The organism is Marinovum sp. E3, from assembly GCF_055755275.1.
Window position 1 is genome coordinate 2,349,712 of record NZ_CM146908.1, and the last position, 14,857, is coordinate 2,364,568.

General features: G+C 65.7%; 13 protein-coding genes. 5 read left to right on the forward strand and 8 right to left on the reverse strand.

All coding sequences use genetic code 11. From position 1 onward, the window contains the following. Positions 1 to 7: 7 nt before the first annotated feature. A complete protein-coding gene (gene xdhA, locus AC0J5K_RS11470) occupies positions 8 to 1,465 on the reverse strand; it encodes a xanthine dehydrogenase small subunit (RefSeq protein ID WP_274562765.1) in 1,458 nt (485 codons plus the stop codon). A gap of 162 nt (positions 1,466 to 1,627) precedes the next feature. On the opposite strand from xdhA, the gene AC0J5K_RS11475 reads away from it, so the two are divergent. Further along, positions 1,628 to 2,527: a LysR family transcriptional regulator gene (locus AC0J5K_RS11475; RefSeq protein WP_274563213.1), complete on the forward strand. Its 900-nt coding sequence runs from the start codon at positions 1,628 to 1,630 to the stop codon at positions 2,525 to 2,527. 88 nt (positions 2,528 to 2,615) lie between these two features. Here the strand turns inward: AC0J5K_RS11475 and ade are convergent, their stop codons facing one another. After that, positions 2,616 to 4,313: an adenine deaminase gene (ade, locus tag AC0J5K_RS11480; RefSeq protein WP_274562763.1), complete on the reverse strand. Its 1,698-nt coding sequence runs from the start codon at positions 4,311 to 4,313 to the stop codon at positions 2,616 to 2,618. A 274-nt stretch (positions 4,314 to 4,587) separates the two neighbouring features. Further along, complete coding sequence (gene hppD, locus AC0J5K_RS11485; protein ID WP_074835279.1) at positions 4,588 to 5,685, reverse strand: 4-hydroxyphenylpyruvate dioxygenase; 1,098 nt, start codon at positions 5,683 to 5,685, stop codon at positions 4,588 to 4,590. 136 nt (positions 5,686 to 5,821) lie between these two features. On the opposite strand from hppD, the gene AC0J5K_RS11490 reads away from it, so the two are divergent. After that, entirely contained in the window at positions 5,822 to 6,277 is a 456-nt protein-coding gene (locus tag AC0J5K_RS11490) for an Lrp/AsnC family transcriptional regulator (protein ID WP_048530687.1), read from the forward strand. Positions 6,278 to 6,382: 105 nt separating this feature from the next. Next, a complete protein-coding gene (locus AC0J5K_RS11495; protein ID WP_274562761.1) occupies positions 6,383 to 8,260 on the forward strand; it encodes a monovalent cation:proton antiporter-2 (CPA2) family protein in 1,878 nt (625 codons plus the stop codon). A gap of 89 nt (positions 8,261 to 8,349) precedes the next feature. On the opposite strand, the gene AC0J5K_RS11500 is transcribed toward AC0J5K_RS11495, so the two are convergent. The 5 genes from AC0J5K_RS11500 to AC0J5K_RS11520 form a co-directional block, all read right to left on the reverse strand. Continuing rightward, the gene (locus AC0J5K_RS11500) at positions 8,350 to 8,859 is read right to left on the reverse strand and encodes a CarD family transcriptional regulator (protein WP_048530684.1); all 510 of its coding nucleotides are present in this window, start codon (positions 8,857 to 8,859) and stop codon (positions 8,350 to 8,352) included. A gap of 292 nt (positions 8,860 to 9,151) precedes the next feature. Further along, positions 9,152 to 9,490, reverse strand: coding sequence for a ferredoxin FdxA (gene fdxA, locus AC0J5K_RS11505; RefSeq protein ID WP_048530683.1), 339 nt, complete (start codon positions 9,488 to 9,490; stop codon positions 9,152 to 9,154). 51 nt (positions 9,491 to 9,541) lie between these two features. Next, the gene (locus AC0J5K_RS11510) at positions 9,542 to 9,922 is read right to left on the reverse strand and encodes an RNA-binding S4 domain-containing protein (RefSeq protein WP_274562757.1); all 381 of its coding nucleotides are present in this window, start codon (positions 9,920 to 9,922) and stop codon (positions 9,542 to 9,544) included. 3 nt (positions 9,923 to 9,925) lie between these two features. Continuing rightward, on the reverse strand, positions 9,926 to 12,931 hold the full coding sequence (locus AC0J5K_RS11515) for a helicase-related protein (protein ID WP_274562756.1): 3,006 nt from the start codon (positions 12,929 to 12,931) through the stop codon (positions 9,926 to 9,928). A gap of 29 nt (positions 12,932 to 12,960) precedes the next feature. Next, positions 12,961 to 13,416 carry a tetratricopeptide repeat protein gene (locus AC0J5K_RS11520; RefSeq protein ID WP_244526428.1) on the reverse strand — a complete coding sequence of 152 codons (456 nt, stop codon included), beginning with the start codon at positions 13,414 to 13,416 and terminating at the stop codon, positions 12,961 to 12,963. Positions 13,417 to 13,585: 169 nt separating this feature from the next. On the opposite strand from AC0J5K_RS11520, the gene AC0J5K_RS11525 reads away from it, so the two are divergent. Beyond that, positions 13,586 to 13,873, forward strand: a complete 288-nt coding sequence (locus AC0J5K_RS11525; protein ID WP_048530679.1) for an SCP2 sterol-binding domain-containing protein — start codon at positions 13,586 to 13,588, stop codon at positions 13,871 to 13,873. Further along, positions 13,873 to 14,844 carry an alpha/beta fold hydrolase gene (locus AC0J5K_RS11530; RefSeq protein ID WP_274562751.1) on the forward strand — a complete coding sequence of 324 codons (972 nt, stop codon included), beginning with the start codon at positions 13,873 to 13,875 and terminating at the stop codon, positions 14,842 to 14,844. The genes AC0J5K_RS11525 and AC0J5K_RS11530 overlap by 1 nt, the downstream gene beginning before the upstream one ends. The last annotated feature ends 13 nt before the right edge of the window (positions 14,845 to 14,857 follow it).

Genomic DNA, 14,857 nt, shown 5'->3' on the forward strand with positions numbered 1-14,857 from the left:
CCCTCCCTTATGCCACGGCCAGCCGGACGGGCGCCTGGCCCTCCTGCTCGTGGAAAAAGCGGCGCAGCAGATTGGCGGCCGCGGCGGCACGGTATTCGGCGCTGGCGCGCCAGTCGGTGAGCGGGGTGAAATCGCCGGCAAGCGCCACGGCGGCCGCCTCGAAGGCGGTTTCGTGCCAGGCCTGGCCGACAAGGGCGGCTTCTGCCGCGACCGCACGCCTCGGCGTGGCGGCCATGCCTCCGAAGGCCAGCCTGGCATCGCTGATGATGCCGTCCTGCACCGTGACACGAAAGCCCGCGGCGACCGAGGAAATATCCTCGTCCCGGCGTTTGGATATCTTGTAGGCGGCGTGGCGCTCGCCTGCCTGCGAAAGCGGCAGGCGGATCTCCTCGACGAACTCGCCCTGCGCGCGATCCTGCTTGCCATAGTCGATGAAGAACGCCTCGAGCGGCAGCACCCGGCGCTCCGCGCCCCGACGCAGCACTACCTCGGCGCCCATGGCGATCAGCACCGGCGGGGTATCACCGATCGGCGAGCCATTGGCGATATTGCCGCCGATGGTGCCCATGTTGCGCACCTGCCAGCCGGCGATGCGGCTCCAGTAGTCCGCCAGATGCGGGACATGTTCGGCAATCACCGGGCCAAGCTCGGAATAGCTGACCCCGGCGCCGATGCGCAGGCTGTCGCCGTCGCGGTCAATGCGCTTGAGCCCTTCGAGATGGCCGATGAAGATCGCCGGGCTGATCGGCTTGAGGAACTTGGTCACCCAGAGCCCCACATCGGTGGCTCCGGCCACCACCGTCGCCTGCGGATACGCGGCGTAGAGCTCCGCGAAATCATCGACATCCGCCGGCAGGATGGCGCGGTTGTCCGCCGGCCCGGTCTCGACCCGCGCACCGTCGCGCAGGGCGGTGAGCGCCTCGGTCACCGCCGCGCGCTCCCGGGTCAGCAGATCGGCGGTGGGCGTGCCGTAGCGGCTGATCGCCACGGCGGCGCGGATGATCGGGGCATAGCCGGTGCAGCGGCAGAGATTGCCCTGAATGGCGGTCTCGACCTCACCGGCCGTGGGCTCGGGCCGTTCCATCCAGAGCGCGTAAAGCGACATGACAAAGCCCGGCGTGCAGAAGCCGCATTGGCTGCCGTGAAATTCGACCATCGCCTGTTGCACCGGATGCAGCGCCCCGTCCGGCCCGCGCAGATGCTCGACGGTGACCACATGGCAACCATCGAGCGTGGCCAGAAAGCGAATACAGGCATTGACCGCCTCATACCGCAACACGCCGCCGGCGAGCCGCCCGACCAGCACGGTGCAGGCGCCGCAATCGCCCTCGGCGCAGCCTTCCTTGGTGCCGGTCAGTCGCCGGTTGAGGCGCAGGAAATCGAGCAGGGTCTGCGCGGCAGAGACATCGGGCAGCGCCACCGGCGCCCCGTTGAGCAGAAAACGGATCTCGTTGCGGCTGTGCATCTGGTTCCTCCCGAAGCGTGCAATGGCTTGGAAGCAGGTCTACGCCTTTTATCCTTCAACGAATACGCCTTCAGTCGGCAAATACTTTATACGGATCGTTGATAATACACGATGCGCGGCGTTATGCTCGGGGCGAATGTCAGCCTGATGCGAGCCCTGCCAATGCCTTATGTCGAAAGCCTGCGCGTCTTTGTGCGCATTGTCGAGCTGGGCTCGATCACCTCGGGCGGCCGCGATCTGCGGCTGACGCCGGCGGTGGCCTCGAAGAGGATCAAGGAGCTGGAGCGGCATCTGGGGGTGCGGCTGTTCAACCGCACCACCCGCTCGCTGACCCCCACCGAGGTGGGCCGGGTGTTTTACGACCACGCCCGTCAGGCCCTGGCGGCGCTGGACGAGGCCGAGGCGGTGGTGGCGAATTTCTCGGACACGCCGCGCGGGGTGATCCGGGTGACCGCGCCGCTGGTGACCGGCCGGCGCATCATCGCGCCGCTGGTGCCGGAGTTCACCGATCTCTATCCGGAATGCCAGGTGCAGATGCGGTTGTCCGACCGGGCGGTGGACATGCTGGGCGAGCGGCTCGACGTGGCGTTTTTTGTCGGCATTCCGAAGGAGTCGGGGCTGACCCTGCGCAAGATCGCCGAATGCGACCGGGTGCTCTGTGCCGCGCCGGACTATCTGGCGCGGCAGGGCGTGCCGGAGGGGCCGGACGATCTCTTGCGGCACAATTGCCTGTTGCTGCGCTATCCGCGCTCGCCGGAGTATTTCTGGGTGCTGGAGACGCCGGCGGGGCCGCGCAAGCTCGAGGTGGCGGGGCGGTTCGACGCCGATGACAGCGATGTGCTGATCTCCTGGGCGCTGGCCGGGCGCGGCATCGCCAATATCCCACGCTTCCTGATCGCCGGGGACCTGGCCTCGGGCGCGCTTGTGGAGGTGTTGCGCGAGGCGGCGCCGAAACCCTCGATCTTTGGCTGTCTCTATCCGCACCGACGGTTGCAGGATCCGAAAATCCGGCGGTTCGTCGATTTCATGACCGACCGCTGCCGGGGGGCGATCCTGGGGTGAGGCCGGGGCCCGGGGGCTCTGCCCCCGCCGCGGCACGCCGCGACTCCCCCGGGATATTTCCGGCCAGAAGAAGCCCCCTTGGGGTGGCTCAGCCGGGGATGATCTCGAATTTCATCACGTCGACCATGCCACGGTCGGTGATCTTGAGCGCGGGGATCACCGGCAGGGCGAGGAAGGCGAGCTGAAGGAAGGGTTCTTCCAGGGTGACGCCGAGGGATTTGGCGGCGTCGCGCAGCTCGACGAGGTGCCGGTGGACCTCCTCGAAGGGGGCGAGGCTCATCAACCCGGCTACCGGCAGGGGCAGCTCGGCCAGGATCGCGCCATCGCGGGCGACGACGAAGCCGCCCTCGATCTCGGACAGGCGGTTGGCGGCCAGCGCCATGTCGGCGTAGTCCATGCCGACGCAGGCGATATTGTGGTGATCGTGGCAGACGGTGGAGGCGATGGCGCCGGCCCGCATGCCGAAGCCGCGCACGAAGCCGGTGGCGATATTGCCGTTCTTGCCGTGGCGTTCGATGACCGCGATGCGGGCGAGGTCGCGGCTGGCGTCGGGGCGTTTGTCGCCATCCTCGATGGCGATTTCTTCCGACAGGTGGTCAGTAATGATCTTGCCCTCGATGATGCCGATCACATCCGTGGTGCTGCGGTTGCCGGTGGCGCGGAAATCGCCGGCCGCGACCCTGTGCGCCTTGACCGAGTTGCGGCCGACCACCTCGATGCCGTCGCGGGCGGCGAAGGCGGCTTCGGTGACCTCCTGGCCGGCGCAGAACACGCGGGCGGCGCGACAGTCCTCGAGGCTGTCGAGCGCCACGATATCGGCGCGCAGGCCGGGCGCAATGAGGCCGCGGTCTTTCAGCCCGAAGGCCTCGGCCGCCGAAAGCGAGGCGGCGCGATAGGCGGCGAGCGGCGAAACGCCCTTTTCGATCAGCCGGCGGATCATGTAGTCGAGATGGCCGTGCTCGGCGATGTCGAGCGGATTGCGATCGTCGGTGCAGAGGCAGATGTAGGCGCTGCTGCCTTCGGTCAGCAGCTCGGCCAGCGCCTCGAGATCCTTTGACACCGAGCCTTCGCGGATCAGCACCCGCATGCCCTTTTGCAGCTTTTCGCGCGCCTCTTCGGCCGAGGTCGCCTCATGTTCGGTGCGGATGCCGGCGGCGACATAGGCGTTGAGGTCGCGGCCCGAGAGCATCGGGCAATGGCCGTCGACATGGCCACCTTCGAACAGCCGCAGTTTGGCCATGGCGCGCGGATCGCGGTGGATCACGCCGGGATAGTTCATGAATTCCGCCAGGCCGATGCCGGACGGGTGGCGCATGATCTCTTCGAGCTCCGCCGCCTCGATCTGCGCGCCGGCGGTTTCCATGTCGGTCGAGGGCACGCAGGAGGAAAGCTGCACGCGGATGTCCATCAGCGTGTGGGTGCTGGCCTGCTGGAAGTAGCGGATGCCGTCGAGGCCGACCACATTGGCGATCTCATGCGGATCGCAGATCGCGGTTGTGACGCCACGGGGGGCGACGCAGCGGTCGAACTCGTACGGCGTGATCAGCGAGCTTTCGATATGCAGATGGGTGTCGATGAAGCCGGGCACAAGAGTGAGGCCGGTGACATCGACGACCTCGCGGCCCTCGTAATCGGCGCCGATACCGACAATGCGGTCGCCGCAGATCGCCACGTCTCCCGGGATCCTGTCGCCGGTCACCAGGCAGAAGATCTGGCCGCCGCGCAGCACCTTGTCGGCGGGTTCATCGCCGCGGCCCTGGGCGATGCGGGTTTCGAGATCGGTCATGGCGTGCCCCTTTTCGTCGCTGCTTCGGCGGCGATCATAGGGGGTGCGGCGGCGGTGTCACCCGGGAAGCGCGCGCAGACTGCCCTGTCGGGCTGGCCGCCGCGCACCGGACCTGATCCGGGGTCTCTTGCGGCTGGGCGGGAGGTCCCGGCGCGGGGGCCGGGACAGGAGGCGCCGGAGTGCGAGGCGGCGGAACCTTCATGGCCGCGCCCCGGACCTGATCCGGGGCCTCTTGCGGCTGGGGGCGAGGTCCCGGCGCGGGGCCGGGACGGGGTTATTTGACCGGGTCGAGCTCGCCGCTTTCGATCTGCTCCTGTTCGATCGATTCGAACAGCGCCTTGAAGTTGCCCTCGCCGAAGCCGTCATCGCCCTTGCGCTGGATGAACTCGAAAAAGATCGGGCCGATCACCGTCTTCGAGAAGATCTGCAACAGGATGCGGGTCTCGCCGCCATCGACCACGCCTTCGCCGTCGATCAGGATGCCGTGTTTCTTCATCCGGTCGATCGGCTCGTCGTGGCCGCTCACCCGGTCCCTGGACAGCTTGTAATAGGTTTCGGGCGGGCCGGGCATGAACTTGATGCCGCGGCTGGCGATCTCGTCGGTGGCGTCATAGATGTCATGCGCGCCCACCGCGATGTGCTGGATGCCCTCGCCGTTGTACTTCTTGAGATAGGCCACGATCTGGCCGGTCTCGCCCCGGTCTTCGTTGATCGGAATGCGGATGCGACCGCAGGGCGAGGTCAGCGCGCGCGAGAACAGCCCGGTGAACTTGCCCTCGATGTCGAAAAAGCGGATTTCGCGGAAATTGAACAGATCGCCGTAGAACCGGAACCAGGTGTCCATGTTGCCCTTGAAGACATTGTGGGTCAGGTGGTCGAGGTAATGGAAGCCGACGCCCTTGGGCTTGGATTGCGCGATCCAGTCGAATTCCTCGTTGTAGGGCGAGGTCTCGTAATATTGGTCGATAAAATAGATCAGGCTGCCGCCGATGCCCTTGATCGCGGGCACATCCATCGTCTTGTCATCGCCCTCATAAGGTTCGGCGCCCTTGGCGACCGCATGGTCAAAGGCATGCTGCGCATCGACCACGCGCCAGCCCATCGCGGGCGCGCAGGGGCCGTGCTCTTCGACGAACCTGGCGGCAAAGCTGCCCGGCTCGGCGTTGATCACATAGGTGATATCGCCCTGCTGCCAGAGCTCGATCTGTTTCGACTTGTGGTTGGCCACATGCTCATAGCCCATCTTGCCGAAGAGATCGCGCAGCGCCGAGGGCTCGGGATGGGCGAACTCGACGAATTCGAAGCCGTCGGTGCCGGCCGGGTTCTCGGCGGTGATCTTGGATTTCGGGGCATCGTGCGGGAAAGGACCCATGTGCATCTCCTCCTGTTTTCCGTTGCCCAAAGGCTAACTCCACAGCCGGGGGCAATGTGCGCGTTCTGCGGCATGCACGACTTTCTTTTTGCGGGATTTCCGCGCAAAATGCGCGAAATACGCGGAGATTTCGCAGATGCTCGATTCCATGGACCGCAGGCTCCTGGGCCTTTTGCAACAGAACGCCCATCTGACCGCCAATGAGCTGGGCGAGGCGCTGAACCTCTCGGCCAGCCAGGCCGGGCGACGACGTCAGCGGCTCGAGGCCGAGGGCTATATCCGTGCCTATGCCGCCAAGCTCGATGCGGCGCGGCTGGGGCTCGGGGTGCAGGCCTTTGTCCAGGTGCAGATGGCCAGCCAGCGGCCCGAGGATGCGCAGAGCTTTGCCCGCCTGCTGACCACCCAACCTGAGGTGGTCAGCACCTGGACGCTGACCGGAGATGCCGATTACCTGCTCCGGGTCTATTGCGCCGATCTGGCGGCGCTCAACCGGCTGATCCACGAGGTGCTCTTGCCGCATCGGGCGGTGGCACGGGTGCAGAGCCAGATCGTGATGGACCAGCTCAAGCACGATGCGCCGCTGCCGCTCTGACCGGGTTTTCGGGACTGTCGGGAAAATGATCGCAGGGCGGCCATGCCGGCTTGTTCAATCCTCGCCGCACCTGCAAAATAGTGTGACGCAACGGGACAGGACATCATGGAAAGTTTTCTCCTCCAGGCCTCGATCTTCCTCGCCGCGGCGGTGATCGCCGTACCTCTGGCGGCCAGACTGGGGCTTGGATCGGTGCTGGGATACCTCGCCGCCGGCATCCTGATCGGCCCGGTCTTCGGCTTTGTCGGCGGGCATGAAACCCAGGAATTGCAGCATTTCGCCGAGTTCGGCGTGGTGATGATGCTGTTCCTGATCGGCCTCGAGCTCGAGCCGCGCACGCTTTGGGACATGCGGCACAAGTTGATCGGGCTGGGCGGGCTTCAGATCGGGCTCTCGACCGTGCTGATCATGACCGGCGCCATGGTGCTGGGGCTGGTCTGGCAGGTGGCGCTGGCGGTGGGGCTGATCTTTGCCCTGTCCTCGACCGCGATCGTGCTGCAAACGCTCAGCGAAAAGGGGCTGATGCAGACCGGAGGCGGGCGCTCGACCTTTGCCGTGCTGCTGACGCAGGATATCGCGGTGATCCCGATGCTGGCGCTGCTGCCGCTGCTGGCGGTGATGCCCTCGGCGGTGATCGCGCCCGACGGGGCCATCAGCCTGCCCGCCAAAGAGGCCGAGGACGCCGCCCATGCCGGCATGTCGCTGGTCGAAGGCCTGCCCGGCTGGGGCGTGACGCTGGTGACGCTGGGCGCGGTGGCGGCTGTGATCCTGGCCGGCATCTACCTGGTGCGGCCGCTGTTCCAATTCGTTCACACCGCCCGGCTGCGCGAGCTCAACACCGCGCTGGCGCTGCTGATCGTGGTGGGCATCGGCACGCTGATGAACATGGTCGGCCTGTCGCCGGCGCTGGGCACCTTTCTGGCGGGCGTGGTGCTGGCCAACTCGGAATTCCGCCACGAGCTGGAAAGCGACATCGAGCCGTTCAAGGGCCTGTTGCTGGGGCTGTTCTTCATCACCGTGGGCGCCGGCATCGACTTTGCCACCTTCTTCGGGGCCCCGTTCAAGATCCTCGGGCTGACGCTGGCGGTGATCGCCGCCAAGGGCGCGGTGCTGCTCTGTCTCGCCATGATCTTTGGCCTGCGGGGCCGCAACCGCTGGCTCTTTACCCTCGGGCTGGCGCAGGCGGGCGAATTCGGCTTTGTCCTGATCTCCTTTTCGGTCACCCAGAACATCCTGCCGCCCGGCCTGTCGCAGACGCTGTTGCTGGTGGTGGCGCTGTCGATGCTGATCACCCCCCTGCTCTTCATCCTCTACGAGCTGCTGTCGCGCCGCATGTCCGAGCGTGGCGAGGCCTTTGAACCCGACGAGATCGACGAACAGGGGCCGGTGATCATCGCCGGGATCGGTCGCTTCGGCCAGATCGTCAACCGTCTGGTGCAGAGCTCGGGGTTCAAGACCGTGGTGCTCGACCACAACATGAAGACCATCGAGCTGATGCGCCGCTTCGGCTTCAAGGGGTTCTACGGCGACCCGACGCGCCCCGAACTGCTGCATGCCGCCGGTCTGCGCGAGGCGCGGGTGCTGGTTGTGGCGCTCGACGATCCGGCGGCGACCTTGCGTCTTGTGAGCTTTGCCCGGCGCGAGCGCGACGACCTGCATATCGTGGCCCGCGCCCATGACCGCACCCATGCCTTCAAGCTCTATCAGGCCGGCGCCAATGACATCGTGCGCGAGATGTTCGACAGCTCGCTGCGCGCCGGACGCTATGTGCTGGAGAACATCGGGCTGACGGAATACGAGGCGGCAGAGGCCGAGCGGGTATTCTATCAGCACGACCGGCATTCGGTTCAGGAGCTGGCCAAGCTCTGGCGCGATGACATCCCCTCGGTCGACAATGAGCCCTATATCGCCCGCGCCAAGGAGCTGGAGCGCGATCTCGAGGCGCTGCTGCTGGCCCAGCTGCAAAAGGACGATGCCGCCTGATGCCCCTCGCCAATCACGCGAAAAAGCCCGCGCAAGTGGTTGCGCGGGCTTTCAATTTCAAATCGGCGCTTATGTCAGCCGTCAGCCTCTCAGGCCGCGCGCGACAGCAGTACCTCGTCCACCTGCTTGGCCGCAGCCACCTCGTCGCCGCCGGCCACGGCAGCAACTTCGCGGGTCAGTCGCTCGAGCGCGGCTTCGTAAAGCTGACGCTCGGAATAGCTCTGTTCGCGCTGCTCGTCATTGCGGTGCAGGTCGCGCACCACTTCGGCAATCGAGATCAGGTCGCCGGAATTGATCTTCTGTTCGTATTCCTGGGCCCGGCGCGACCACATGGCGCGTTTCACCCGCGCCTTGCCCTTGAGCGTGGTCAGCGCCTTTTCGATCACGTCGGGCGAGCTGAGGCTGCGCATGCCGATCTCGGTGGCCTTGTTGGTCGGCACCCGGAGGGTCATCTTGTCCTTCTCGAACGAGATCACGAACAGCTCGAGCGGGATGCCTGCGATTTCCTCCTTGTCGATCGAGACGATCTGGCCCACACCATGGGCCGGATAGACGACGTAATCGTTCGGGCGGAACTCGGATTTCTTCGATTTGGTCATGCAGTCCTTCCTCGCATGTTCCCACGCCTCAAGCGACAAAAGAACCGGACGGGGATTTTCATCTCCGTTCCCGGTTTTCCAATATGCCGCCTTCAGCCGAACAGGTGCTGACGATCCTGTCCTGAGTGAGAAGAATAAATCATATGACAGGAATATAGCACAAAAAGGATGCTATTTCCAGCATATTTCCGTGACCAGAGAGAGTACACCCCTGATCTCAAGTGGTTATATCGCGCAGTTGAAGTGCTTTCCAACCGCTTTGGCCGGCCAGCGCCGAATCGCTAACCCAGCGTCAACCGCCTTCGCCGGGCGCTTCCGAGAAGTACTTCTCGAGCTTGCCCTCTTCCCCGTCGTGTTCCTCGGCCTTGGGCAGCGGGTCTTTTTTGGTGATGATCACCGGCCACATTTCCGAGTACTTGCGGTTGAACTCCACCCATTTCTCCATGTCCGGCTCGGTATCCGGGCGGATCGCATCGGCCGGGCATTCCGGCTCGCAGACGCCGCAGTCGATGCATTCGTCGGGGTGGATCACCAGCATGTTCTCGCCCTCGTAGAAACAATCCACGGGGCAGACCTCGACACAGTCGGTGTATTTGCAGGCGATGCAGGCATCGTTGACGATATAGGTCATGGGACGAGTCTTTCTTGCTGACGCGGGTGTTTGCTAATCCAGCCGGCCGGATCATTCAAGCGTGCGACGCCGGTTAAGATCAAGGTTGCGCCGATCCTGCTTGGTCGGGCGACCTTTTCCCTCATAGGCCGGATTCGCGGGCGGCCTGTCCTCCTTTGGCGGCTCGGGCGGTGACAGGTCTTCGTACAGCGCCTGCGCCTCGCTCGCCGGGCCCCGCCGTGTGCCCAGCTCGAGGATGCGCACGATGCGCACCCGTTTCGCCTGCACGAAGGTCAAGACATTGCCGGGGCTTATGGTGCGGCCGGGTTTCGACACCCGCGTCCCGTCAACCCGCACCCCCTCGGTCGAGATGGTGCGGGCGGCCAATGTGCGGGTCTTGAAGAACCGCGCCTGCCAGAGCCATTTGTCCAGCCGGAGTTTCGCGGTCGACAAGGGTCAGCCCTTGTCCTTGAGCCCCATCAGAGCGGCGGCAAAAGGATTGTCCGGGTCGATCCGGTCCTTCTTTTCCGGGCGCGACTGATAGGTCTTGGCGCCCTTGTCCTGGCGCGGGCCCTTGCCCTTGGCACCTTTCGGCCCCCTGCCCTTGTCGCCACGGTCGCCGCGGCGCCCCTTGCCCTGCGGCTTGCCCCCGTCGCGGTCGCCCCGGTGGCCGCCGCGCGGCTTGCGGTCGCCGCGCGCTCCGCGCCCCCAGGTGAAGGTGTAAAACACCTCCATCTCGGGACCGGCATCGGCCTTGTCCGGGGTTTCGCCGGGGCGCAGTTCGCCGGCGGCGCTGTCGACCGGCGGGATCGGGTCGGCGTTGGCCTCGAGTTCCGAAGGCGACACCGTGGCCGCCGCATCGGAGCTGTCCGAAGCCTGGACGTCAGGAACCGCATCGGCCGCTTCGGGGATGTCGGGCGTCTCGGTCGGTGCCACCGCCTCGGCCTCTGTCTCGGCTTCGGCCTCGACCTGCGGCGCAGCCTCGGTGCCGGGGGCCGGCTCGGGCTGGGCCACATCCATTACCGGGGTGTCGGGGGAAACGGCCGTGTCCTTGGCCTCTTCCACCACCACGGCATCGGCCGGCTTGACCTTGGCGCGCTCGCCTTTTTCAGCGCGATAGCCCAGGCCCTGCATCAGATCGGCGAATTGCTCCAGCGTCATGCCGGTGATCGACAACATGTCTGCCTTGGCTTCGAAACCGCCGCGGGTGTCCTCGGCGCGCAGCATGTCCGCCAGCCGCTCCAGCATGTCGATGCGGATCGCCCGCGCCCCGGCCTTGCGATAGCCCGACATGGTGTCGGCGCCCTCGGGTGCGGCCTGATCGGACGGCACGGTCACCAGCCCCGGCGGCGGCGCCTCGGGGAAGACATCCAGCCCCTGCCAGAGCGACCAGAGCACCAGCCGCAGCCGCGTCGGCGCCGGTTTCAGCAAAAGCGGCATGAAAATGGTGAACTGGCCGAAGCGCACGCCGTGCTTGCGCAGTGCGCCACGGGCCTCCTGATCCAGCGCCTTGACGTCATCGGCCACCCTGACGCGCGGCAGCACGCCAAAGCTCTCGACCATCTGAAAGGCAAAGCCCTTGGCCAAGCCGCTCAATGCCTCGTCCCGGCCCAGAGCCACCAGCGGTTCGAACTGGGTCGCGACCTTGCGGTCGATGAAATGCTGCAACCGGCGCTGCACCTTTTGCGCCACGTCGGGCCCGGCCTCGTCATCGACAAAGGCCCGGACCTCGGGCTTCAGCGGATCGGCCCCCTTGACCAGCTTGCCCACCGCCTGATCGCCCCACATGAGGCCACCCTGCTCGGTAAAGTCGATCTCGGTATCGGGCGCATTGTAAAACCGGTCGGCCCGCAGGTGGAAATGCGGGGCCAGGGCCTGGAGTGACGCCGCCTTCAGCGTCTTGGCCTCCTGCCCGGTCGCATCCTTGTCCTGCCGGAAGCGGAATCCCTCAAGTCGGCCGACGAACTCGCCCTCGACCGTTACTTCACCATTCTCGTTCACTTCGGCCAAGAGGGCCTCCTTCTGCTTCAACCGCCGCAAGAGCACGGATGTGCGGCGATCAACAAATCTCTGGGTCAGACGGTCGTGCAGCGCATCCGACAGCCTGTCTTCTACAGCGCGCGTCACCCCGCGCCAATGGCTTTCGTCCGTGACCCAGCGCTTTCGTTGGGCCACATAGGTCCATGTGCGGATATATGCCAATCGTTTCGACAATGTGTCGATGTCACCGTCGGTCCGATCGATCCGCCGCACCTGCCGCGCCAGCCAGTCATCCGGCACCTGTCCGCTTTCGTGCAGGTAGCCAAAGATAACGCCCAGCAGGCCGGCATGTTCCGCATGCGATATGCCGCGAAAATCCGGGATGCGGCAGACATCCCAGAGCAGCCGCACCGACTGCGGGCTCGAGGCGCGGGCAAAGACCGTGTCGTCCTGCGCCAGCGTTCGCAGAACGCGCAGATCGTCGGCCTCGCGCGCCTTGAGCAGCATCGGATCCTCGGGCGGCTTTTCCAGCGCGGCGATCAGCCGGTCGATGGTGCCGAACTCCAGCGCCGCATTGCGCCATTGCAGCTTCTTGAGCGGGGTGAACTGGTGGTTGCAGATCGCCTCGGCGACCCCCTCGTCCAGCGGCGGCGCCTCGCCGGTCACGCCAAAGGTGCCGTCGCGCATTCCCCGCCCCGCCCGGCCGGCGATCTGCCCCAGCTCGTTCGGCGCCAGCGGCCGCATCCGGCGGCCGTCGAACTTGGACAGGCCGGAAAAGGCGACGTGGTTCACATCGAGGTTCAGCCCCATGCCGATGGCATCGGTCGCCACCAGGAAATCGACGTCGCCGTTCTGGTAAAGATCGACCTGCGCATTGCGGGTGCGCGGGCTGAGCGCGCCCATGACCACCGCCGCCCCGCCCTTCTGACGGCGCAGCAGCTCGGCAATGGCATAGACATTCTCAATCGAAAACCCCACGACCGCGCTGCGGGATTGCAGCCGGCTTATCTTTTTCGAACCTGTGTAGCTCAACTGGCTCATCCGCTCGCGGCGCATGAACTCGACGCCCCGCACCAGCGCGGCAATCGGCCCGCGCATGGTGTCGGCGCCCAGAAACAGCGTCTCATGGGTGCCGCGCATCCTCAGCAGACGGTCGGTAAAGACATGGCCGCGCTCGGGATCGGCGCAGAGCTGGATCTCGTCGATGGCGACGAAATCGGTGCCCATGCCCTCGGGCATCGCCTCGACGGTGCAGACCCAATATTGCGCCCGCGGCGGCACGATGCGCTCTTCGCCGGTGACCAGCGCCACCACGCCGGGGCCGCGGATGGCGACGATCTTGTCATAGACCTCGCGCGCGAGCAGCCGCAGCGGCAGCCCGATGATGCCCGAGCGATAGCCCAGCATGCGCTCGATGGCGTAATGGGTCTTGCCCGTGTTGGTGGGCCCAAGGACCGCCACGGTCCGCTGTTCCATCGCCATCCGGTGTCTCCCCGGGCTTGTTCAGAATTCTAGATGTCGCGGCCGCGTGCCGTGATCAACAGACGTTCGACGCCGTTTTGCGCCTCTTCGTCGTTGGGATGCAAGGCCAGCACCATTTCATAGCCGCGCAGCGCCCGATCGGCATCGCCAAGCGTCTCGAAAATCACCGCCAGCCCGCGCAGCGCGCCGAAATGGTCGGGATTGTACCGCAGCGCCATTTCCAGATCGCCCAGCGCCGGACCGATCCGGCCGGCGTTGTAATAAGCCATGGCGCGCATGTGATAGCCTTCGGCAAATTCCGGCGCATGATCGACAAGGGCGGTGAAATGTTCGGCCGCGGCCGCGAGATCGCCGACATCCATCGCATCCCGGCCGCGTTTCAGCAGCAGATCCATCGCCGCCGATCCGCTTTTGGACCATTCGCGGCTGATATCGGCCACCAGCCGCCCCGCTTCGGCCGGCTCGGCCTCGCGCAGCTGCTGCAAGAGAGCCTCCGTGTCCTGCGCCCGCACACCCGACGGTAGGGAATACGTGACTAGGACGAGAAATGCCGCAACGCTACATTTGATGTGCTGTCTGATCATGACCATAGTGCCCTCAATGTAGCGCAGCGGGTTCGAAATACCACCCGCGATCAGACAAAGGAGCGTGCAAATGAGTGATGTTGTGGCCGAGGCGGTAAAGGCCTTGAACGCAAAGATCGACGGCGGCTTTGACGGCACCGCCAAGTTCGTCATCGAGGACGAAGGCGCCATCATGGTCGACGGGGACGGCGCCCGCGCCGGCGATGACGAGGCCGAGGTCACCATGACCGCCGATGCCGAGACCTTTGAATCGATCCTCGCCGGCGATCTCGACCCCACGTCGGCCTTCATGTCGGGCAAGCTCGCCGTCGATGGCGACATGGGCACCGCGATGAAGCTGGGACAGGCGCTCTCCTGATGACCCTGACGCCGGCCCCCTATTTCGAAGACATGGCGCGCGCGCCCCGGGGCGGCCGGTGCCATTGGCTCACCACCGAAGACGGCAAACGCATTCGGATCGGCCATTGGCCGACCGAAGCCGAGGCCAGGGGAACCATTCTGATCTTTCCCGGCCGCACCGAATATGTCGAGAAATACGGCATGCTGGCCGCCGACCTCACGGCGCGGGGCTATGCGGTGCTGGCCGTCGACTGGCGCGGCCAGGGCCTGGCCGACCGGTTGTTGCCCGATGCCCGCGTCGGCCATGTCGACATCTTCGACGATTATCAGCGTGACGTGCGCGCCCTGCGCGCCGCGCTGCCCGAGCTTGGCCTGCCCCAGCCGCTGTTTCTGCTCGGCCATTCCATGGGCGGCTGCATCGGTCTCCGGGCGCTCTACAATCATCTGCCGGTGGTCGGCGCGGTCTTTACCGGGCCGATGTGGGGCATTCGTATTGCCGGGCCCGTGCGCCCCGCCGCCTGGGCCATGGGCTGGACCAGCCGCAAGCTCGGCTTCAGCCACCTCTATGCCCCCTCGACCGGCGCCGCGAGCTATGTCGCCACCGCCCCGTTCGAGGACAACGTGCTGACCCGCGACCGCGAGATGTTTGCCTATATGCGCCAGCAGGTGCTCGACCACCCCGAATTGCAGCTTGGCGGCCCCTCGCTGCACTGGCTGCACGAGGCCCTGCGCGAATGCCGCGCCCTGGCCGCCCTACCGGCGCCGGACCTGCCCTGCATCACTTTCCTCGGCAGCAACGAACGCATCGTCAGCGTGCCCGAGATCCGCAGCCGCATGGCGGCCTGGCCGCAGGGGCGACTCGAGGTGATCGAGGACGGCGAACATGAGGTGCTGATGGAGGATGCCGAAACCCGGCGCCATATCTTCGAGACCACCTGCCATTATTTCGAGGACACCCTGCTGGGCAAGCCGCAGGCCGCCTCGGCCTGACCCTCCCTTGAAC

Excerpts from the sequence above, each read along its gene's own strand:
- xdhA (WP_274562765.1), bottom strand. The coding sequence starts at position 1,465 with ATGCACAGCCGCAACGAGATCCGTTTTCTGCTCAACGGGGCGCCGGTG.
- AC0J5K_RS11475 (WP_274563213.1), top strand. The coding sequence starts at position 1,628 with ATGCCTTATGTCGAAAGCCTGCGCGTCTTTGTGCGCATTGTCGAGCTG.
- ade (WP_274562763.1), bottom strand. The coding sequence starts at position 4,313 with ATGACCGATCTCGAAACCCGCATCGCCCAGGGCCGCGGCGATGAACCC.
- hppD (WP_074835279.1), bottom strand. The coding sequence starts at position 5,685 with ATGGGTCCTTTCCCGCACGATGCCCCGAAATCCAAGATCACCGCCGAG.
- AC0J5K_RS11490 (WP_048530687.1), top strand. The coding sequence starts at position 5,822 with ATGCTCGATTCCATGGACCGCAGGCTCCTGGGCCTTTTGCAACAGAAC.
- AC0J5K_RS11495 (WP_274562761.1), top strand. The coding sequence starts at position 6,383 with ATGGAAAGTTTTCTCCTCCAGGCCTCGATCTTCCTCGCCGCGGCGGTG.
- AC0J5K_RS11500 (WP_048530684.1), bottom strand. The coding sequence starts at position 8,859 with ATGACCAAATCGAAGAAATCCGAGTTCCGCCCGAACGATTACGTCGTC.
- fdxA (WP_048530683.1), bottom strand. The coding sequence starts at position 9,490 with ATGACCTATATCGTCAACGATGCCTGCATCGCCTGCAAATACACCGAC.
- AC0J5K_RS11515 (WP_274562756.1), bottom strand. The coding sequence starts at position 12,931 with ATGGCGATGGAACAGCGGACCGTGGCGGTCCTTGGGCCCACCAACACG.
- AC0J5K_RS11525 (WP_048530679.1), top strand. The coding sequence starts at position 13,586 with ATGAGTGATGTTGTGGCCGAGGCGGTAAAGGCCTTGAACGCAAAGATC.
- AC0J5K_RS11530 (WP_274562751.1), top strand. The coding sequence starts at position 13,873 with ATGACCCTGACGCCGGCCCCCTATTTCGAAGACATGGCGCGCGCGCCC.